This is a genomic window from Brevundimonas sp. Br13 (assembly GCF_055391505.1).
In genome coordinates this window covers 96,255-113,520 of record NZ_AP044008.1, presented here as the reverse complement: position 1 = coordinate 113,520, position 17,266 = coordinate 96,255, and the positions used below count along the sequence as shown (strand labels likewise).

Genomic DNA, 17,266 nt, shown 5'->3' with positions numbered 1-17,266 from the left:
GGGCTTCCTTATAGGTTTTCGGGTGACGTGCCGGTCTTCAACCGCTAAGGCGCGCCCATGACCCAGAACACCGCCCAATATGACGTCTGCGCCGTCGGCAACGCCATCGTCGACGTGCTCAGCCCCTGCGACGCCGCCTTTCTGACGGCCCAGGACCTGGCCCCCAACTCGATGCAGCTGGTCGACGCCGAACGCAGCGCCGCCCTGTATGACGCCATGGCGCCGGGCGTCGAGGCCTCTGGCGGATCGGCCGGCAACACCGTGGCGGGCGTCGGCTCCTTCGGCGGCCGGGCGGCCTATATCGGCAAGGTGGCCGACGACGTCCTGGGTCAGGTCTTCACCCACGACATCCGCGCCGCCGGCGTCCATTTCGACACCCCGGTCCTGACCGGCGGGGCCGACCAGGGTTTCGGCACCGGCCGCTGCCTGATCAACGTCCTGCCCGATGGGGCGCGGACCATGGCGACCTTCCTGGGCGCCGCCAATCAGCTGTTCGCCGACGACATCGACGAGGCCCTGATCGGCGCCAGCCAGATCGTCTATCTGGAAGGCTATCTGTTCGACCCGGCCCCGGCGCGCGCCGCCTTCGAACGCGCCGCCGCCGCCGCGCACAAGGCCGGCCGCAAGGTGGCCATCACCCTGTCGGACACCTTCGTCGTGGCCCGCTGGCGCGCCGAACTGCTGAGCTTTATCGAACAGTCGGCCGACATCGTCCTGGCCAATGAGGCCGAACTGGGCGCCCTGTTCGAAACCGATGATTTCGACGCCGCTGCGGCGAAACTGGCCGCCATTGTCGAGATCGCCGCCGTGACGCGCGGGGAGCAGGGCTCGGTGGTGATCAAGGGTGCTGAGCGCGTCGCGGTCGCCGCCTATCCGGTCGCCAAGGTGATCGACACCACGGGCGCCGGCGACCAGTACGCCGCCGGCTTTCTCTTGGGTCTGGCGCGCGGTCTGTCGCTGGAGGAGGCCGGGAAACTGGGTTCCCTGGCCGCCTCCGAAGTCATCGCCCACTGGGGCCCGCGCCCGATGGTGAAACTGGCCGACCTGGCCGGGGAGCATGGGCTGAGGGTGTAATCCGGACCTTCCCCCGCTCGCGGGGGAAGTGTCAGCTCGTCGAGCAGAGCGAGACGGCTGACGATGGGGGAAGTCTTCTTGCTTTAAGCAAGACTTCCCTCTCCGACCCTGGTCCGCTGCGCGGACGCCGGGCCACCTCTCCCGCAAGCGGGAGAGGGTCGTTTTGTGTCAGCTCTTCCACCTCAGGGTCGTGGACTGGATCGGGTTGGCGAAAGGCCGCCCTTCGGCGCGGCTCCTGGTCCATTCGCGCTTGAGCTGCTGGTACCATTTGGCCTGTTTGTCGGCGTCGTCGATCCAGATCAGGGCGGGGTCGTAGCGCAGGCCCTCGTTCTGCAGGTTCACCATGCCGCCGTCCTGTTTCAGGAAGGCGACCACCCCCAGGCGCAGGAAGGGCTTGGCCAGGTCGAAGACCCAGTGGTCGGACCAGAAGATCTGGGTGATGCGGGTCTTGGTGTCGCTGATGGGGGTCAGGCAGGTCAGGGCCAGGACCTGTTTCTCGCCCACCTGGATATGCTCCCAGCGATAGCCGGGCAGGCGGAAGGTGATCTCGGTCGCCGGGGCGCCGCCCAGGATCTTGTAGAGGCGGCTGTTGGACGAGGGGGCATGGCGCACCATAGCCCAGCCGAAGTCTACGGGTGCGAAGGCCTTGGCCTTTTCGTGCATCGAATGTTCGGACCGCCACCACCATTGCTGGTGGACATAGGGGCCGTGGGCCGGGTCCATCAGGCCGACGACGGCATGGTCGATATGGCTGTCGAACTCCATCCATTCGACCAGTTTCGCGCCGGATCCGACGACGCCGGGGAAGACGGGGGGCTCATGGTCCGGTTCTGACGGATTGCGGGCGTCCGAGGCCATCCAGACGAAGACCATGCCTTGGCTCTCGCGCACCGGATAGGACCGCACCTTGATGCGGTTCGCCTCGAACGCCTGATCCTCGACCAGGGACGGAATGGCGGCGCAGACCCCGTCGGGCCGGAAGCGCCAGCCGTGATAGGGGCATTCGATCGTCTCGCCCTCGCCGGGCTTCTCCACCAGCTTCCCGGCCGACAGGGGGGCGGCGCGGTGGGGGCAGATGTCGCGCATCCCATAGACGGCCCCCGCGCGGGTGCGGCCGATCAGGACGGGTTCGCCCATGATCTCATAGCGTTTCAGCCCGGCCGGGGCGACGTCGCGCGACAGGGCGACGAAATACCAGGCGTCGGCGACGAATCCCTTGCCGAACGGCTGGGCGCCGCTCTTGGACGGGGCGGCTTCGGCTTGAGGGGGCTGGACGGGAGCGGCGTCTGCGGGCTTCATGCGCGCCTCATAACAGAGGGACGCGGGGTCTGTCCTCACGAAGTCCTCAGAGAACTTTACAATGCAAAGTGAAGACGTCATAAGGATGGCTTCACAGGGGAGTTTCGCCATGTTTCGCGCCTTGAGTTTCGCTGCGGCCCTTTTCGCCGCCACCACGGTTCAGGCCCAGGCCGAAGCCCAGAACAGCCACGGGACCCATTCCGAGCACGGCTCGGCGCACGGCCACCACCATGCGGACTTCGCCTCCGACCGCATCCACGTCCGCATCGACGGCGACATGGACGGGCGCGACATCATCCTGATCCCCGGCCTCAGCTCTTCGCCGGAAATCTGGCAGGGGACGGTGGATCATCTGACGGCCCAGGACGGGGTCGGCTGGCGCGTTCACCGCATCCATGTCCAGGGCTTCGCCGGCGCCCCGGCCGAAGGCAACGCCCAGACCGGGGACGCCCCGACCCCCGTCGCCGCACCGGTCGCCGACGAAATCGCCCGCTATATCCGCGAGAACAATCTGCCCAAGCCCGCCGTCGTCGGCCATTCGATGGGCGGAACCATCGGCCTGATGCTGGCCGCGCGCCATCCCGACAGCGTCGGCCGTCTTATGGTGGTGGACATGATCCCCTTCATGGGCGCCATGTTCGGCCCGCCCGGAACCACGGCCGACAGCGTCAAACCGGTCGCGGACCAGATCTGGGTCGCCCAGGCCAACAGCCCGCGCGAGGCCTATGTGGCCCAGGCGACCGCCTCCATCAACGGCATGATCAATACCGAAAGCCGCCGTGAAGAGGCGCTGGAGGACATGCGGACCAGCGATCAGAAGGTCTCGGCCGCCGCCTTCCGCGAACTGGTGGCGACCGATCTGCGGCCCGAACTGGCGAAGATCACCGCCCCGACCGAGGTGCTGTACGTCAAGTTCAACGACCCGCGCATGACGCCCCAGATCACCGACGCCGTCTACCAGATGTCCTACGCCGGCCTGCCGGGCGTGACCCTGAAGCGGATCGACGACAGCGCCCACTTCATCATGTTCGACCAGCCCCAGGCCTTCTACGGCGAGCTGGACGCCTTCCTGGCGCGATGAGCCATCCGGCGGCGGACCGAGTGGTCGGTCTCTATCAGGATGGGGCCGAGGGCTGGATCGCCGACCGCGGCCCGTCCCTCTATACGGGACCGAACGGTCCGAACGAGCCCGAATGGCTGGACCGGTTCGTCGCCGGCCTGCCGCCCGGCGCCTCCATTCTCGACGTCGGATGCGGCTCGGGCTGGCCGATGGGCGCGGCCCTGCTGGAGCGGGGGTTCAGGGTCGTGGGGCGGGATTCCTCGCCGGCCCTGATCGCCCATGCGCGCCAGACCCTGCCGGCCGCCGTCTGGGAGACCGCCGACATGCGCGACCCGCCGCCGAACGACCTGTTCGACGGCGTCCTGGCCTGGCACAGCCTGTTTCACCTGACGCCCGAGGCTCAGATGCGCGTCCTGCCCGGCCTGGCGAACCAGGTGGGGCCCGGGGGGCGGCTGATGTTCACCAGCGGTCCCGCCCATGGCGAAACGATCGGCGAATGGCGCGGCGAACCCCTGTATCACGGCAGTCTGGACCCCGCCGCCTATCGCGCCCTGCTGGTGGGGGCCGGGCTGTCGGTGGAGGGCGACGGGGCCGAGACCGGCGTCTGGCTGGCTCGCCGCGCCATTCTTTCGGCGAAATAGCCGCTCACGCTGGCGTGAAGTGAGCGGAGCCGTTTCGGCGGCGGTTCATACGCGGTACACGTCGGTATGAGCTAATCCGCCTCAGCGCGGCATCTGAAGGAAAGTCATGGCGGGTCCAGGGTTCGGGGGCGGACAGCAGGGGGGCGACAAGCCGGCCCGCACGCCGTTGCAGAAGGCGCTCTACTGGGGCGCCGTGCTGGCGGTCTGGGGGCTGATCTTCCTGGTGGTCTTCTTCGCGGTGTTTGCGCGCGGCCTGCCCGACACCTCGACCCTGTATAATGTCGATCGTCAGCCCTCGATCACCTATCTAGACCGCAACGGCGCCCTGATCGCGACGCGCGGCACCCAGATGGCGCCGCCGGCCGATCTGGACTCGCTGCCCGACTATGTGCCGGCCGCCTTCATCGCCATCGAGGACCGGCGCTTCTATCACCACCCCGGTTTCGACCCCATCGGCATGATGCGGGCCATGGCCACCAATATGCGCGCCGGCCGGGTGGTCCAGGGCGGCTCCACCCTGACCCAGCAGCTGGCCAAGAACCTGTTCCTGACGCCGGACCAGAACCTGCGCCGCAAGGTGCAGGAACTGATGCTGGCGGTCTGGCTGGAGATGAAATTCTCCAAGAAGGAGATCCTGGCCCTCTATCTGAACCGGGTCTATTTCGGCGCCGGCGCCTATGGGATCGAGGCGGCGTCGCAACGCTATTTCGACAAGTCGGCCAAGGATCTGACGGTCGGCGAGGCCGCGCTTCTGGCCGGCCTGCTGAAGGCGCCCTCGCGCTATTCGCCGGTGTCAGAGAGCGAGCGGGCCGCCAACCGCGCCACCGTCGTGCTGAACGAGATGGAGGAGGCCGGGGTCATCACCGCCGCCCAGCGCGAACAGGCCGTGACCCAGCCCATCATCGTGTCGCGCACCCTGGCGACCCAGCACGCCCAGTATTTCATCGACTGGCTGGACCAGTCGATCCGCGGCCTGGTCGGCGAGCCGACCGAGGATCTGGTGGTCGAGACCACCCTGGACCTGACCCTGCAGACGGCGGCCGAACGCTCGGTGCGGCGCATTCTGGACCGCGACGAGGGCAAGGGGGTGCAGCAGGCGGCCCTGGTGGCCCTGGACGGCGACGGCCGGGTGCGGGCCATGATCGGCGGCGGCTCCTATGCCGACAGCCAGTTCAACCGCGCCGTCGAGGCGCGGCGTCAGGCGGGTTCGGCCTTCAAACCCTTCGTCTATCTGGCGGCGGTCGAGGCCGGCTATACGCCCCAGACCCCGGTGGTCGATCAGCCGGTCACCATCGGCAACTGGTCGCCGAAGAACTATTCCAACACCTTCGCCGGCCCCATGCCCCTGTCTCAGGCGGTGGCCCAATCGATCAATACTGTGGCGGCCTCCGTCGCCGACCAGATCGGCCGCGACAGCGTCGCCCGCGCCGCGCGGCGCCTGGGCATCGAAAGCCGGATCGGTCTGGAGCCGGCCATGGCTCTGGGCGCCGTCGAGGTCTCGCCGCTGGAGATGGCCACCGCCTATGACGCCTTCGCCAACGGCGGCCGCCGGGTCGAGGCCTACGGCATCAGCCGCATCCGCACGCCCCAGGGCCGCGTCATCTATCAGCGCGCAAGCGGCCAGAGCGGCCAGGCCATCAACAATCCGCCCCTCTATTACATGAACCAGATGCTGCGCGGGGTCATGACCTCGGGCACCGGGCGCAGCGCGGCCATCCCTGGGCGCGACCTGGCGGGCAAGACCGGCACCACCTCCGACTATAAGGACGCCTGGTTCGTCGGCTACACCGGCGGCTTCGTCACCGCCGTCTGGGTGGGCAAGGACGACAACACCGCCATGCGCGGCGTGACCGGCGGCTCGTCGCCCGCCGCCATCTGGAAGGGCTTCATGGAGGCGGCCCTGCCGCGCCTGAACGCCCCGCGCATCCCCGACGGTCCGCCCATGCCCGAGGGCTGGGTCGCGCCCGATCCGATCGGCGACCTGATGTCGGGCATCGGCGAGGACGGTCTGCCGATCCAGCCGACCGACCCGGCCGCCGAGGGCGACCCCTATGCCGAACAGCCGGAGGTCGCCGCGCCGTCGGACCCGAAACAGCCGCTGGACCAGCCGAAGGTCAAGCCGGCGCCGCGCGATCCGCCGGACCAGCAGCCGGAAGGCCGCCAACCGGCCGAGAAACGCAGCGATCCGCTTTTCTTCTGATCCTTCGGGGAAGCCCCCACAGACCTTCCCCCGCTTGCGGGGGAAGTGTCAGCTCGTCGAGCACAGCGAGACGGCTGACGATGGGGGAAGTCTAGCCTCTTGGAAGAAGACTCCCCTCTCCGACCCTGGTTCGCTGCGCGAACGTCGGGCCACCTCTCCCGCAAGCGGGAGAGGGTCTGGGACGCCGCCTACCGCCCCACCGCATGAAGCGCCGCGCCATGGTCCTTCAGCCATTTGCGCCAGGGCCGGTGGTCCCCCACCAGCCGCTCGACCACCGACCAATAGGCCGGGCTGTGATCGGCGTGGATCAGGTGGGCGACCTCGTGGGCGGCGAGATAGTCGATGACCGGGGGCGGGGCCATGATGACCCGCCAGGAATAGCGGATGGTGCGGTTGTGCGGGCTGCATGAGCCCCAGCGCGAGCGGGTGTCGGCGATCGACACCTGGACCGGCTTCTGACCCAGGGTCCGCAGATGGTGTTCGGTGCGTTCGACCAGGGTGGCGCGCGCCTCGCGCTTCAGCAGATTCTCGACCCGGCGGGCATAGGCCTCGCCCTCGCCGCCCGAGCGGATGACGGTTCCCTCCTCGACCAGCCGCGCCGCGCCGGCGCCGGGCGTCGCCTCCAGCCGCACGGGCCGGCCGCGCAGGGCGATGACCTGGCCCGGCTGCAACGGCCGGCTCCGGGGGCGCACGGCCAGGCGTTCGGCGATCCAGACGCTTTTCGAACGGGCGAAGGCCACGGCCTGGACCAGGCCGCGCTCGGTCGGGGCGATCACCACCGCCTCGCCGGCCCGGGCGTCGATCCGTACCGACAGGCGCCGCGCGCGCGGATTGACCGACAGTCTCAGCGTCGGACCCGAACCGGGTTCGGGCCGGTCTTCGTCAAGCGGCAGCCGCTGACCGTTGCGATACGCCAAGTCGGGCCTCGTTCCGGGCGATGAAGTCGCGAACGCGGGGATAGATCTCCTCGCGGAAACGACGACCGTTGAAGACCCCGTAATGGCCCACGCCGGGCTGGACGTACAGCACCCTCTGATCCTCGGGGATGTTCGGGCACAGGCCGTGCGCCGCCTGGGTCTGGCCGACGCCGGAAATGTCGTCCTTCTCCCCCTCGACCGTCATCAGGCCGATGTCGGCGATCTTGCTCAGATCGACCCTGCGGCCGCGATGCTCCAACAGGCCGCGCGCCAGCAGATGCTGCTGGAAGACGATGTCGATGGTCTGGAGGTAGAACTCCTCGGTCAGGTCCAGGACCGACAGATATTCGTCGTAGAATTCCTCGTGCTTCTCCACCCCGTCGCCGTCGCCGGCGATCAGGCTGGTGAAATAGTCCCAGTGGGCGTCGCGGTGACGCTCCTGGTTCATCGACATGAAGCTGTAGAGCTGGACGAAGCCCGGATAGACCCGCCGTCCGAACCCCGGATAGGGCAGGGGCACGGTGTGGATCATGTTCGACTTGAACCAGGTGAAGGGCTTCTCTTCCGCCAGCTGGTTGGTCACGGTCGGCGACAGGCGGGCGTCGATGGGCGAACCCATGAAGGTCATCGAGGCGGGGCGGTTCTCGTCGCCGTCCTCGGCCATGATCGCACAGGCCGCCAGGACGGGCGGGCCGGGCTGGCAGACCCCGACGACGTGGGGCCGGCCGCCGATCTCGGCCAGCATCCGCCGGACATGGTCGATATAGTCGAAGAAGTCGAACCGCCCCTCCAGCACCGGAACCTGGCGGGCGTTGATCCAGTCGGTCACATAGACGTCGTGGTCCTGAAGGAAGGCCTCGACCGTGCCGCGCAGCAGGGTGGCGTAATGGCCGGACAGGGGGGCGACGATCAGGACGGCGGGACCGGACGCGGGTTTTTTGGCGCGCTTCAGATCGCCGATGTTGCGGGCGAAGCGGACCAGGCGGCACCAGGGGCTCTGCCAGATGACCTGTTCGACCGTTCGGACCGGCTTGCCGCCGATCTCGAGTGTCTCCAGCCGCCAGTCGGGCTTGCCGTAGCGGCGGGTGACGCTCTCGAACAGTTCGGCCGAGGCGTAGGCGGGGCGGGCCAGGGCCGTGTCCGCCGCCGGATTCAACGGCGAGCTCCAGAACCGGCGCGCCATCTGGGCGCCGAAGCGCCAGGGCAGGGCCGACTGATAGGCGAGTTCATGAAGGGCGTAGAGCATGACCATCCGTTGGGCCGCGCCGCGACCGGCGTCGGCGGGCCTCTTGCTGCACGGCAACATACAGGGTTTCGCCCTGCGCGTCAGTTAATCGCAAAGGGGTGTGAATGGGGCGCAGTTCGACCTTCTCGCCGCCGCATGAACATGATCTGATAGGGCCGACGTTCGGGGCCGTCCCTTCGGAACCGTCTCTATCGGAAAGGTCTTGGAGCATTCGATGTGGGTCTCGCTGACCATCGCCGGCCTCATGCTGCAACAGGCCCCCGCCGCGGGTCTGGTCTCCTATGAGGAATCGGTGCGTTGCGCCGGCCTGACCCAGGCGGCGTCCGAGCTGGAGGGCGGAGAAAGCGCCGAGGGCCGCAGCCTCTATGACGCGGCCCTTTTCTGGTCGCTGGCGGCCATGCAGGCGGCGACGGCGGCCGGCAAGCCCGCCCGCGCCGCCGAGGCGGATCAGACCCGCGCCCGTATCGAGGCGGTGCGCCAGCTCAGCGCCGACGCCCCCGCCGCCCGCGCCGCCCTGCAGCGGTGTCGGCGCAAGACGCCGAACCTGAACTGAGGCCGAAATGTCGGCTTGGGGCGCGGCTGAACGTTCGTGGCGGCGCTGCGTTTGCAGGAGACCGACGGCAAGGGACGTCTTTCGTCCCGATCCGGGATTTTAAGGCGTTCAACCCTATGTTCGAGTTCGGTCGTGATCTTCGCAAACTCTTCGCCCAGGCTCGTGAGAGCGAGGATCTGGGCTGGGTCGAACTGATCGGGGTCGATCTCCTGGCCGCCGAGGCCCGGCGCGAGGCCACCGACGCGGGCCGCGTCTCCTGCGCCCGCCCCTTCGACACCGAAGTCCGCGCCGCCGCCCTGTGGCGCGAGCACGCCCGCCGCAGCGGGGCGGCCGACAGCCTGAGCCGCGCCGACCGTTGCGCCGACAGCCTGATCCGCAACGCCCAGGGCGACGACCAGGCCGCCCGCGCCGCCGGCGCCAAGGCGCAAGGGTTGATGCTGCGCTTCGACCTGTGCGGCGATCCGGCTCATCTGGACCGCGCCCTGGCCCTTGTGGCGGGGGCGGGGCGTCCGCGCCGATCCAAGACGGCCGCCGACCTGGCGGCGACCCACGCCCGGCTGAAGGCGCGCAAGGCCCGCCTGTCCGGCGATGCGAAGGCGCTGATGGACGCCGCCGCCCTGATGGATGCGGCTCAGCACGACCTGTCCGGCGAGGATGTGGACCTTCGTCTGGATCAGGCCGCCTTCGCGCTCGAGGCCGGGGTGATTCAGCGCGACCCCCGCCTGCTGGACCACGCCGGGCGCGACCTGGGCATATTGGTCGAGGGCGCCTCGCCCGATCACCGTCCCCTGACCCGGGCCCGCGCCCTGGCCATGTGCGGCGCCGGCCTGTCCGCCCTGGCGACCCTGGCCGACCACGCCGAGGCCCAGGACCAGGGCCGCTCCATGTTTGAAGCCGCCGCCGACCAGTTCACCCCCGATCACAGCCCTCTGGACTGGGCGGCGATCCAGGTTCTGCGCTCCGGCGGCGACGCCCTGCCGCTGATGGTGCTGAACCAGGCCGAAATCCTCACCCAGGGCCAGGGGCTCATCATCGGCGCCCTGGTCCGCGAGCGGCGGCTGGCGCGCGAGATCGCCCTGGTCGAAGCCATGGAAGACCGCGCCGGCCTGGACGTGCTGGAGGATCGGCTGCGTCATCGCCTGGCCGCCGCCGCCCCGCTCGATTGGGCGGCCGACCAGATCAGCCTGGCCGGTGTGGCCCTGGCGCGTCGGCGCCTGGGCGGACCCGAACCGCGCCGCCTGAACCTGATCCTGAACGAGGCCGTCCTGACGGCCCGCGAAATGGGCGTTCCCGCCCTGGCCGAACGCGCGGGCCTGCTGCTGTTGCGGTCGGGCGTTTGAAGCCTCAGCCGCCCATCGCGACGAAGGGGCCGTTCAGGAAGCGGGGCTTGCCGTAGGACAGGGGCTGGCCGTCGTCGGCCAGCACGCGCCCTCCGGCGGCCTCCAGCACGGCCTGACCGGCTGCGGTGTCCCACTCTGAGGTCGGACCCGAGCGCGGATAGGCGTCGAACCGGCCCTCGGCGATCAGGCAGAACTTCAGCGAGGAGTCCGTGCCCTGCCAGCGGGTGCAGCCGTGCCGGGCGGCGAGACGCGCCGCCTCCTCATCGGTGACGCTGTGGCTCAACAGGGCCATCCCCTCGGCCGGCCGGTCGCGCACCTTGATCGGCCGCCATTCGGCGCCGGAATGGGCCTCGCCCTCCTGCTGTTCGCCGAACTGACGGCGAAAGGCGCCCTGGCCCGACGCATCGGTGCGCCAGGTGGTCGCCGTCGCGGGCGCCGTGACCACCCCCGCCACCGGACGGCCGGCGTGGATCAGGGCGATGTTGACGGTGAAGGCTTCGCCGCCGCGCACGAACCCCTTGGTGCCGTCCAGCGGATCGATCAGCCAGAACCAGTCCTCGGCTTGGTCCGGGGCGCCGCTTTCGGCGACGGCCTCTTCCGCCACCGTCTGGACGCCGGGATAGAGGGCGGCCAGCCGTTCCAGGATCAGGGCCTCGGCGGCGCGGTCGGCCTGGGTCACGGGGCTGTCGTCGGACTTGGTCTCGACGGCGGTGTCGCTGCGCCAATAGGGCAGGATCAGGCGGGCGGCGTCTTCGGCGATCTCGGCGATCGCCAGGGCCAGGGCGCCGGAGGCCAGATCGCGCGAGAGGGTCTTGTCGGCGGTCGCCGGGGAGGGGAAGGTCGTCATTGCGGGGTCGATAGACCATTGAGCCGGTTCCATGAACCGGCAAATCACGTCAGCTTCTCTTGCGCCTCCTGACTGTGACCTGAACGCCGACGAGAGTATGCAGGCTCAATGATCCCGACCGACGCCGAAAACGACGCCCCGCCCGCCCTGGACCTGCCGTTCGAGGGGACGGAGCTGGCGACCTATGTGGCCGCCAAACTGTGCCACGACTTCATCAGCCCCTCGGGCGCGATCGTCTCGGGCCTGGACCTGATGAAGGACCCTTCGGCCCAGGACATGCGCGACGACGCCTTGGCCCTGATCGAACAGAGCGCCAACAAGATGGTGGCCCTGGTCCATTTCGCGCGGGTGGCCTTCGGCGCGGCGACCAGCAGCGAGCGGTTCACCGCGCGCGAGCTGCGCGATCTGGTGGTCGGCATGACGGCGGGCGGTCGCGCCTCTCTGGACTGGCGAATCGAGGCGCAGGAGTTCTCCAAGCCCCAGGCGCGGGCTCTGACCAACCTCGCCTATCTGACGGTCGGGGCTCTGCCCCTGGGCGGCAATGCGGTGATCCAGTCGCGGGTCGCGCACGGCGCCCTCTTTCTTGAAGGATTCGCCGAGGGCGCGCGGGCCCGGCTGAAGCCCGAGGCCGTCGTCGGCCTGACCGGCCGGCGCCTGACCGAGGGTCTGCCAGGCCAATGGATTCAGCCCTATTGGCTGTGGCTGACGGTCAAGGAGGCGGGCGGAACCCTGCGAGTGGCGGTGCAGGAAGAGCGGATCGCCCTGGTCGCACGGATGCCCCTTTAGGTCGCCCGACAGGCGTTTCCCAACGACTCGTTAACTGGCGATCTGCCATATTAAGCGACGCACATCGGCCGATCGTCTCCGCCTGGGAGCCCGCCTTGAACTTCAAAACCTGCCTGATCGTCGACGACAGCCGCATCATCCGCAAGGTGGCGCGTCGGATCGTCGAAGGCTTCGGCTATGAGGTGGATGAGGCGGCGGACGGGGCCGAGGCCCTGTCCTACTGCACCGGCGTCACGCCCGACATGATCCTGGTCGATTGGAACATGCCGGTGATGGACGGGCTGACCTTTCTGCGGCGTCTGCGCGCCCTGCCCGAGGGCGGACGGCCCAAGGTGCTGTTCTGCACCATCGAAACCCGGCCCGAACGCATCGCGGAGGCTCTTGCGGCCGGCGCCGACGACTATGTGATGAAGCCGTTCGACGGCGAGATCCTTCAATCCAAGCTGACGGAGGTCGGCGCGATCGCGGCATGACTCCCGAGGACTTCGACAAGCTCCAGGGACTCTTGGCCACCCGCGCCGGCTACAGGCTGACGCGGGATCGCATGAATTTGGCCGAGCATCGGCTGGGGCCGATCGCGCGGCGCGAAGGCTACGCCAATGTCGAGGCCCTGCTGGCCAATCTGTGGGCCCATCCGGTCGCCTCCCTGGGCTGGGCGGTGATCGAGTCCCTGCTGAACCCCGAGACCTGGTTCCGCCGCGACCGCGCCCCCTTCGACGTCCTGGAACAGGAGCTTCTGCCCGCCCTGGCCAAGGCGCGGCCCGGCGGGCGGGTCAGCCTCTGGTCGGCGGGCTGCTCCACCGGGCAGGAGGCCTGGTCCATCGCCATGGCGGCCAAGGCGTCCGGCGCTGCGGCCGAGATCGTCGCCACCGACCTGTCGCAGCGTGCGATCGATAAGGCCCGCGCGGGCCTCTACACCGGTTTCGAGATTCAGCGCGGCCTGAACGCGCGGGCCATGCTGCGCTGGTTCGAACCGGACGAGGAGAACTGGCGGGTGCGTCCCGAACTGGCGGAGATCGTCCGGTTCGGCCGGGCCAATCTGCTGGACGAGCCGACGGACGAGATGCGGTTCGACGTCATCTTCTGCCGCAACGTCCTGACCCATATGGAGCCGTCGCGCCGCGCCCGGCTGCTGGACGGGCTGGAGCGCCGCCTGGTCGACGACGGCTGTCTGTTCCTGGGCCTGGATGAGCGGCTGGAAGGCGAGACGGTCGCCTTCCGCCCCGTCAGCGGCCGTCAGGGTCTCTATGTGAAGACCCCCGCCGCCGTCCGCCGCGCCGCCTGATCGGATCGCCTGAACTGATTCCGAGCCGATAAGGCTCAGCCCGCGTGCAGCTCCTGCTTGACCCGCTCCGCCAGGGTCTTGATGTCCAGCGGCTTGGGCAGGAAGGAGACCCCCGCCTCGTCCTGCAACAGGTCCGAAAAATCGCTCTCGGCATAGCCCGAGATGAACATGACTGGGGCGTCGCCCAGATATTTGCGCGCCTTCTTCAGCAGGGACGGGCCGTCCAGGCCGGGCATGATGACGTCCGAGATCATCATGTCGATCTGTCCGGCGTGCTCCTCGGCCAGCATCAGGGCCTCTTCGCCGTCGGCGGCCTCGATGACCTCATAGCCGCGCTGGCGCAACAGGCGGGCGGCGATGCCGCGCACCGCATCCTCGTCCTCGACGAACAGGATGCGGCCGGCGCCCGACAGGTCGCGCGGCGCCTTGACCTTGACCTCGACCGGCTGGACCTCGGCCAGTTCCGCCTCGCCCGCGGCGGGCAGGAAGATGCGGAAGGCCGCGCCCATGCTCATGCCGTGGGGGCCTTCGATATTGCTGACCGAAATATGGCCCCCGGCCTGCTGGGCGATGCCGTAGACGGTGGCCAGGCCCATGCCGGTGCCCTCGTTCACCGCCTTGGTGGTGAAGAAGGGCTCGAAGATCTTGTCCACCAGTTCGGGCGGCACGCCGGGGCCGGTGTCGGACACCTCGATCAGGGCCACCTCGTCGGTCGGGGCGGCGGCCCAGCCCATCTCGCGCGCCTGCTGGGCGGTCAGGCGGCGGGTGGTGATGGTCACGACGGCGTCGCCGGGTTCGACCACGCCGCGCATGGCGTCGCGGGCGTTGACCGCCAGGTTCATCACCGCCGTCTCCAGCTGGCTCTTGTCGGCCAGAACGATCGGCAGGTCCCGGCCGTAGTCGGTCTCCAGCCGCACGTCCTCGCGCAGCAGCCGGCGCAGCAGTATGGCGAACTCGCCCACCAGCTCGCCCAGGTCCAGCCGTTCGCGCCGCACCGTCGACTTGCGCGAAAAGGCCAGCAGCTTCCTCACCAGGTCCGCCGCCCGGATGGCCGTCTGGCGGATCTCGTTCAGCCCCTCATAGGAGGGATCGCCGACCGGGTGCCGTTCCAGCAGGCCCGACAGCTGCAGCTGGATGGCCGTCAGCAGATTGTTGAAGTCGTGCGCCACCCCGCCCGCCAGCTGGCCCACGGCCTGCATCTTCTGGGCCTGGCTGAGCTGCAGCTCCATCGACTTCTGGGCCGAGACGTCGAACAGCCAGATGCGTTGGCGCTCGCCCTCGGGCGCCACATACAGATGCAGCATCTTGTCGGGATAGGCCCGCGCCACCAGTTCGATCGGGCCGGACGACCCGGCCGCCAGCTTGGCCCGCGCCTCGACCACGCCCGTCGGATCGAACAGATGGCCGAAGGCGGCGTCGCGCGCGGCGTTGGGTCCGGTCAGGATCGCCAGGGCCGCATTGGCCTCTTCCGCCCGGCCGGCGAACAGGTCCGAACCCGCGATGACGGCCGAGCCGAACGGGGCGCCGGCGGCCATGGCGCGGGCCTCGCCGTTCGTCCCCTGGGCCTGGGCCGGAACGGCGGCCAGCGGCAGGACCGCCTCGGGCGCGGCCCGCATCAGAAACCGGTCGGGGCCGGCCCGGCCGATCACCACCTCGAACTCGCGCGCCCCGATCTGGACGATGGCGTGGCCCGGCTCGCCCCGCCGCGCCTGGGCGAAGGCCATATAGAGGGCCTGGGCCGACTTGCCGCGGGGCAGGGCGGTGGTGGCGCCGTTGGCCTCGGCCCAGGCGCCGTTGAAGGCCAGGACCTGGCCCGTCTCCCACACCAGGGCGGCCGGCTCGGCCATGGCGTCCAGCAGTTCAACCGCCACGTCGCTGGACGGCTGGACCGTCTCGGCCCGGCGGAAACCGAACAGGGCGATCAGGGCGATCAGCCCCACGGTGACGATCAGGATCAGGCCCGGGGCCGAGGTCGGATTGGCCCGAAAGGCCGGATAGGCCAGGGCGGCGACCGTCGCCACCGCCCCGAAAGCCATCACGGCCGAGAGCAGGTCGAACGGAAGACGGCGTTTGGGCGTCATGCGGCCTCGCGAATCAGTAGGCTGATCATACGCTGAAATCGGGCGGCAAGCCTTACGGCGGCGTTACCGGCGTTTTCGCGATTGGAAGACGAAGCCGATGATCTTGGCGGCGGCCTCGAAATGCTCCTTCGGGATCACCTCGTCCACCTCGACCGTGGCGTAGAGCGCGCGCGCCAGAGGCACGTTCTCGACGATGGGCACGTCGTGTTCCTTGGCCACCTCGCGGATGCGCAGGGCCAGGGCGTCCACCCCCTTGGCGACGCAGACCGGCGCCCCGTCCCCCTGATCCGGCTCATAGCGCAGGGCCACCGAATAGTGGGTCGGGTTGGTCACGATCACCGTGGCCTTGGGCACATTGGCCATCATCCGCTGGCGGCTGCGCTGCATGCGGATCTGCTTCAGCTTGGCCTTGACGTGCGGGTCGCCCTCGGTCTGCTTATAGTCTTCCTTCAGCTCTTCCTTGGTCATCCGCATCCGTTTGGCGAAGCGCATCTTCTGCCAGATGAAGTCGGCGCCGGCGGTGGCTCCCAACAGGATGATGGCCGCCACGAACAGGGCCAGGGCCATGTCCCGCGCCAGGGGCAACAGGGCCAGGGGGCTCACCGTCACGAGGTTCTCGAACTCGCGCGTGTGGGGCTTCAGCACCATCCAGCACACCACGCATACGGCGATCAGCTTGATCAGGGTCTTGACGAACTGCATCAGGCCGTCAGGCCCGAAGATGCGTTTGAACCCCGACAGGGGGTTCACCGCCGACCACTGCGGCTTCAGCTTCTCGCCGGTGAAGATCAGGCCGGACTGGGCCAGATGCCCGCCCGCCCCGCCGATGATGGTGGCCAGCATGACCGCCCCCAGAAACGGGGTCATGGCCCACAGGGCGCGGGCCAACACTTGCGTCCCCGCTCCGGAATCCAGCATCCCCAGCATCTGGTGCGGGGCGGCGATGAAGGGCAGGAGCTGTTCGGCCATGGACCCGGCGAACCAGCCCCCGGCCCCCAGGATCACCGAGGCCGCCCCGGCGAGCGCCAGCACCTGACCCACGTCCTGGGACTTGGCGACGTCGCCCTTCTTGCGGGCCTCCTCAAGTTTTCGGGGTGTCGCCTCTTCGGTTTTCGACTCGGGATCGGCGCCTTCAGCCACCGGCGCCTCCCATCACCCCGGCCGCGAACAGCTCGCCCAGGCGTCGATAGCGGTCGATGAAGACGGTCCCCAGCGCCCCCAGGCTGAGGGCGAAGATCGAAAGACCCAGGATCACGCTCAGGGGCGCGGCGGCGAAATAGACCTGGAACGACGGCATGACCCGCGCCACCAGGCCCGAGGCCAGGTTGAAGATCAGGGCGAAGACCAGAACCGGCGCCGACAGCTGAACCCCCAACAGGAAGCTGTCCCCCACGGTCCGCACCGCCATGGCGGTGAAGTCGTTCATCATCAGCGGCTGGGCCGGGGCGATCAGCTTGTAGGAGCCGACCATGCCGGCGATGAACAGATGGTGGGTGTCTGTGGCGAAGATCAGCGTCACCCCGAACAGCATCAGAAACGAGGCGATGGTCGATCCCGGCTGGGCCTGCAGCGGATTGGCCGTCTGGGCGAAGCTGAGGGTGGTCTGCAGGGAGACGATCTCGCCCGCCGTGGTCAGGGCCGTCATCAACAGCCGCAGCAAAAGGCCGATCATCAGCCCGGTCACGACCTCGCGGATGATCCAGCCCACCATGCCGCCCAGGCCGTCGGGCAGGCCGGGCAGGCCCGCCCGCACCACGGGCCACAGGACCAGGCTGATCAACAGGGCCAGGGACAGGCGGATACGCGGCGGCACATAGGCCTCGCCGAAGCCGGGCATGACCATCAGGATCGCCCCGATCCGGGCGAAGATCAGCCCGCCGGCCCAGACCTGGTCGGCGGTGGCCCAGCCGTCCATCAGACGCCCCGCGTCTCGGACC

General features: G+C 69.1%; 16 protein-coding genes. 9 read left to right on the top strand and 7 right to left on the bottom strand.

The genetic code is table 11. The annotated features are described in order from the left end of the window. The first annotated feature begins 57 nt into the window (after positions 1-57). Positions 58-1,074, top strand: coding sequence for an adenosine kinase (locus tag ACZ5M6_RS00560; protein WP_191554585.1), 1,017 nt, complete (start codon positions 58-60; stop codon positions 1,072-1,074). A 168-nt stretch (positions 1,075-1,242) separates the two neighbouring features. Here ACZ5M6_RS00560 and ACZ5M6_RS00555 read toward each other — a convergent pair whose 3' ends face one another. Then, a complete protein-coding gene (locus tag ACZ5M6_RS00555; RefSeq protein ID WP_191554584.1) occupies positions 1,243-2,373 on the bottom strand; it encodes an aromatic ring-hydroxylating oxygenase subunit alpha in 1,131 nt (376 codons plus the stop codon). 109 nt (positions 2,374-2,482) lie between these two features. On the opposite strand from ACZ5M6_RS00555, the gene ACZ5M6_RS00550 reads away from it, so the two are divergent. The 3 genes from ACZ5M6_RS00550 to ACZ5M6_RS00540 all read left to right on the top strand — a co-directional run bounded on the left by ACZ5M6_RS00550 (position 2,483) and on the right by ACZ5M6_RS00540 (position 6,274). Then, positions 2,483-3,454 (top strand): alpha/beta fold hydrolase, encoded by a 972-nt coding sequence (locus ACZ5M6_RS00550; RefSeq protein ID WP_464159208.1) that lies wholly within the window; start codon positions 2,483-2,485, stop codon positions 3,452-3,454. Next, positions 3,451-4,074: a class I SAM-dependent methyltransferase gene (locus ACZ5M6_RS00545; protein ID WP_191554582.1), complete on the top strand. Its 624-nt coding sequence runs from the start codon at positions 3,451-3,453 to the stop codon at positions 4,072-4,074. The genes ACZ5M6_RS00550 and ACZ5M6_RS00545 overlap by 4 nt, the downstream gene beginning before the upstream one ends. Positions 4,075-4,180: 106 nt before the next feature. Then, entirely contained in the window at positions 4,181-6,274 is a 2,094-nt protein-coding gene (locus tag ACZ5M6_RS00540) for a transglycosylase domain-containing protein (RefSeq protein ID WP_464159206.1), read from the top strand. A 188-nt stretch (positions 6,275-6,462) separates the two neighbouring features. On the opposite strand, the gene ACZ5M6_RS00535 is transcribed toward ACZ5M6_RS00540, so the two are convergent. Beyond that, positions 6,463-7,191 carry a M48 family metallopeptidase gene (locus ACZ5M6_RS00535; protein WP_464159204.1) on the bottom strand — a complete coding sequence of 243 codons (729 nt, stop codon included), beginning with the start codon at positions 7,189-7,191 and terminating at the stop codon, positions 6,463-6,465. Beyond that, positions 7,157-8,437 carry a polyhydroxyalkanoate depolymerase gene (locus tag ACZ5M6_RS00530; protein WP_464159202.1) on the bottom strand — a complete coding sequence of 427 codons (1,281 nt, stop codon included), beginning with the start codon at positions 8,435-8,437 and terminating at the stop codon, positions 7,157-7,159. Before ACZ5M6_RS00530 ends, ACZ5M6_RS00535 begins: the two co-directional genes overlap by 35 nt. Before the next feature lie 214 nt (positions 8,438-8,651). Between ACZ5M6_RS00530 and ACZ5M6_RS00525 the strand changes: the two genes are divergently transcribed. After that, on the top strand, positions 8,652-8,990 hold the full coding sequence (locus ACZ5M6_RS00525; RefSeq protein WP_054764012.1) for a hypothetical protein: 339 nt from the start codon (positions 8,652-8,654) through the stop codon (positions 8,988-8,990). Between the two features lie 116 nt (positions 8,991-9,106). Continuing rightward, positions 9,107-10,330, top strand: a complete 1,224-nt coding sequence (locus ACZ5M6_RS00520; RefSeq protein ID WP_464159200.1) for a hypothetical protein — start codon at positions 9,107-9,109, stop codon at positions 10,328-10,330. 4 nt (positions 10,331-10,334) lie between these two features. Here the strand turns inward: ACZ5M6_RS00520 and cysQ are convergent, their stop codons facing one another. Beyond that, positions 10,335-11,177, bottom strand: a complete 843-nt coding sequence (gene cysQ / locus ACZ5M6_RS00515) for a 3'(2'),5'-bisphosphate nucleotidase CysQ (RefSeq protein ID WP_464159199.1) — start codon at positions 11,175-11,177, stop codon at positions 10,335-10,337. A 108-nt stretch (positions 11,178-11,285) separates the two neighbouring features. On the opposite strand from cysQ, the gene chpT reads away from it, so the two are divergent. From chpT to ACZ5M6_RS00500, 3 genes are all read left to right on the top strand, one after another. Continuing rightward, complete coding sequence (gene chpT, locus ACZ5M6_RS00510) at positions 11,286-11,963, top strand: histidine phosphotransferase ChpT (protein ID WP_287106385.1); 678 nt, start codon at positions 11,286-11,288, stop codon at positions 11,961-11,963. 95 nt (positions 11,964-12,058) lie between these two features. Further along, the gene (locus tag ACZ5M6_RS00505; protein ID WP_054764008.1) at positions 12,059-12,436 is read left to right on the top strand and encodes a response regulator; all 378 of its coding nucleotides are present in this window, start codon (positions 12,059-12,061) and stop codon (positions 12,434-12,436) included. Then, positions 12,433-13,248 (top strand): CheR family methyltransferase, encoded by an 816-nt coding sequence (locus tag ACZ5M6_RS00500; RefSeq protein WP_054764007.1) that lies wholly within the window; start codon positions 12,433-12,435, stop codon positions 13,246-13,248. Before ACZ5M6_RS00505 ends, ACZ5M6_RS00500 begins: the two co-directional genes overlap by 4 nt. Before the next feature lie 35 nt (positions 13,249-13,283). Here ACZ5M6_RS00500 and cckA read toward each other — a convergent pair whose 3' ends face one another. From cckA to fliR, 3 genes are all read right to left on the bottom strand, one after another. Next, the gene (gene cckA, locus ACZ5M6_RS00495; RefSeq protein ID WP_054764006.1) at positions 13,284-15,329 is read right to left on the bottom strand and encodes a cell cycle histidine kinase CckA; all 2,046 of its coding nucleotides are present in this window, start codon (positions 15,327-15,329) and stop codon (positions 13,284-13,286) included. A 63-nt stretch (positions 15,330-15,392) separates the two neighbouring features. Further along, the gene (gene flhB, locus ACZ5M6_RS00490) at positions 15,393-16,469 is read right to left on the bottom strand and encodes a flagellar biosynthesis protein FlhB (protein ID WP_054764005.1); all 1,077 of its coding nucleotides are present in this window, start codon (positions 16,467-16,469) and stop codon (positions 15,393-15,395) included. Then, complete coding sequence (gene fliR / locus ACZ5M6_RS00485) at positions 16,462-17,244, bottom strand: flagellar biosynthetic protein FliR (RefSeq protein ID WP_201463200.1); 783 nt, start codon at positions 17,242-17,244, stop codon at positions 16,462-16,464. Before fliR ends, flhB begins: the two co-directional genes overlap by 8 nt. Positions 17,245-17,266: the final 22 nt, after the last annotated feature.

Bases quoted from the DNA above. Each gene is read 5' to 3' on its own strand.
- ACZ5M6_RS00550 (WP_464159208.1), top strand. From the start codon at position 2,483: ATGTTTCGCGCCTTGAGTTTCGCTGCGGCCCTTTTCGCCGCCACCACG.
- ACZ5M6_RS00530 (WP_464159202.1), bottom strand. From the start codon at position 8,437: ATGCTCTACGCCCTTCATGAACTCGCCTATCAGTCGGCCCTGCCCTGG.
- ACZ5M6_RS00500 (WP_054764007.1), top strand. From the start codon at position 12,433: ATGACTCCCGAGGACTTCGACAAGCTCCAGGGACTCTTGGCCACCCGC.
- ACZ5M6_RS00560 (WP_191554585.1), top strand. From the start codon at position 58: ATGACCCAGAACACCGCCCAATATGACGTCTGCGCCGTCGGCAACGCC.
- ACZ5M6_RS00545 (WP_191554582.1), top strand. From the start codon at position 3,451: ATGAGCCATCCGGCGGCGGACCGAGTGGTCGGTCTCTATCAGGATGGG.
- ACZ5M6_RS00555 (WP_191554584.1), bottom strand. From the start codon at position 2,373: ATGAAGCCCGCAGACGCCGCTCCCGTCCAGCCCCCTCAAGCCGAAGCC.
- cckA (WP_054764006.1), bottom strand. From the start codon at position 15,329: ATGACGCCCAAACGCCGTCTTCCGTTCGACCTGCTCTCGGCCGTGATG.
- cysQ (WP_464159199.1), bottom strand. From the start codon at position 11,177: ATGACGACCTTCCCCTCCCCGGCGACCGCCGACAAGACCCTCTCGCGC.
- ACZ5M6_RS00525 (WP_054764012.1), top strand. From the start codon at position 8,652: ATGTGGGTCTCGCTGACCATCGCCGGCCTCATGCTGCAACAGGCCCCC.
- ACZ5M6_RS00540 (WP_464159206.1), top strand. From the start codon at position 4,181: ATGGCGGGTCCAGGGTTCGGGGGCGGACAGCAGGGGGGCGACAAGCCG.
- fliR (WP_201463200.1), bottom strand. From the start codon at position 17,244: ATGGACGGCTGGGCCACCGCCGACCAGGTCTGGGCCGGCGGGCTGATC.
- chpT (WP_287106385.1), top strand. From the start codon at position 11,286: ATGATCCCGACCGACGCCGAAAACGACGCCCCGCCCGCCCTGGACCTG.
- ACZ5M6_RS00520 (WP_464159200.1), top strand. From the start codon at position 9,107: ATGTTCGAGTTCGGTCGTGATCTTCGCAAACTCTTCGCCCAGGCTCGT.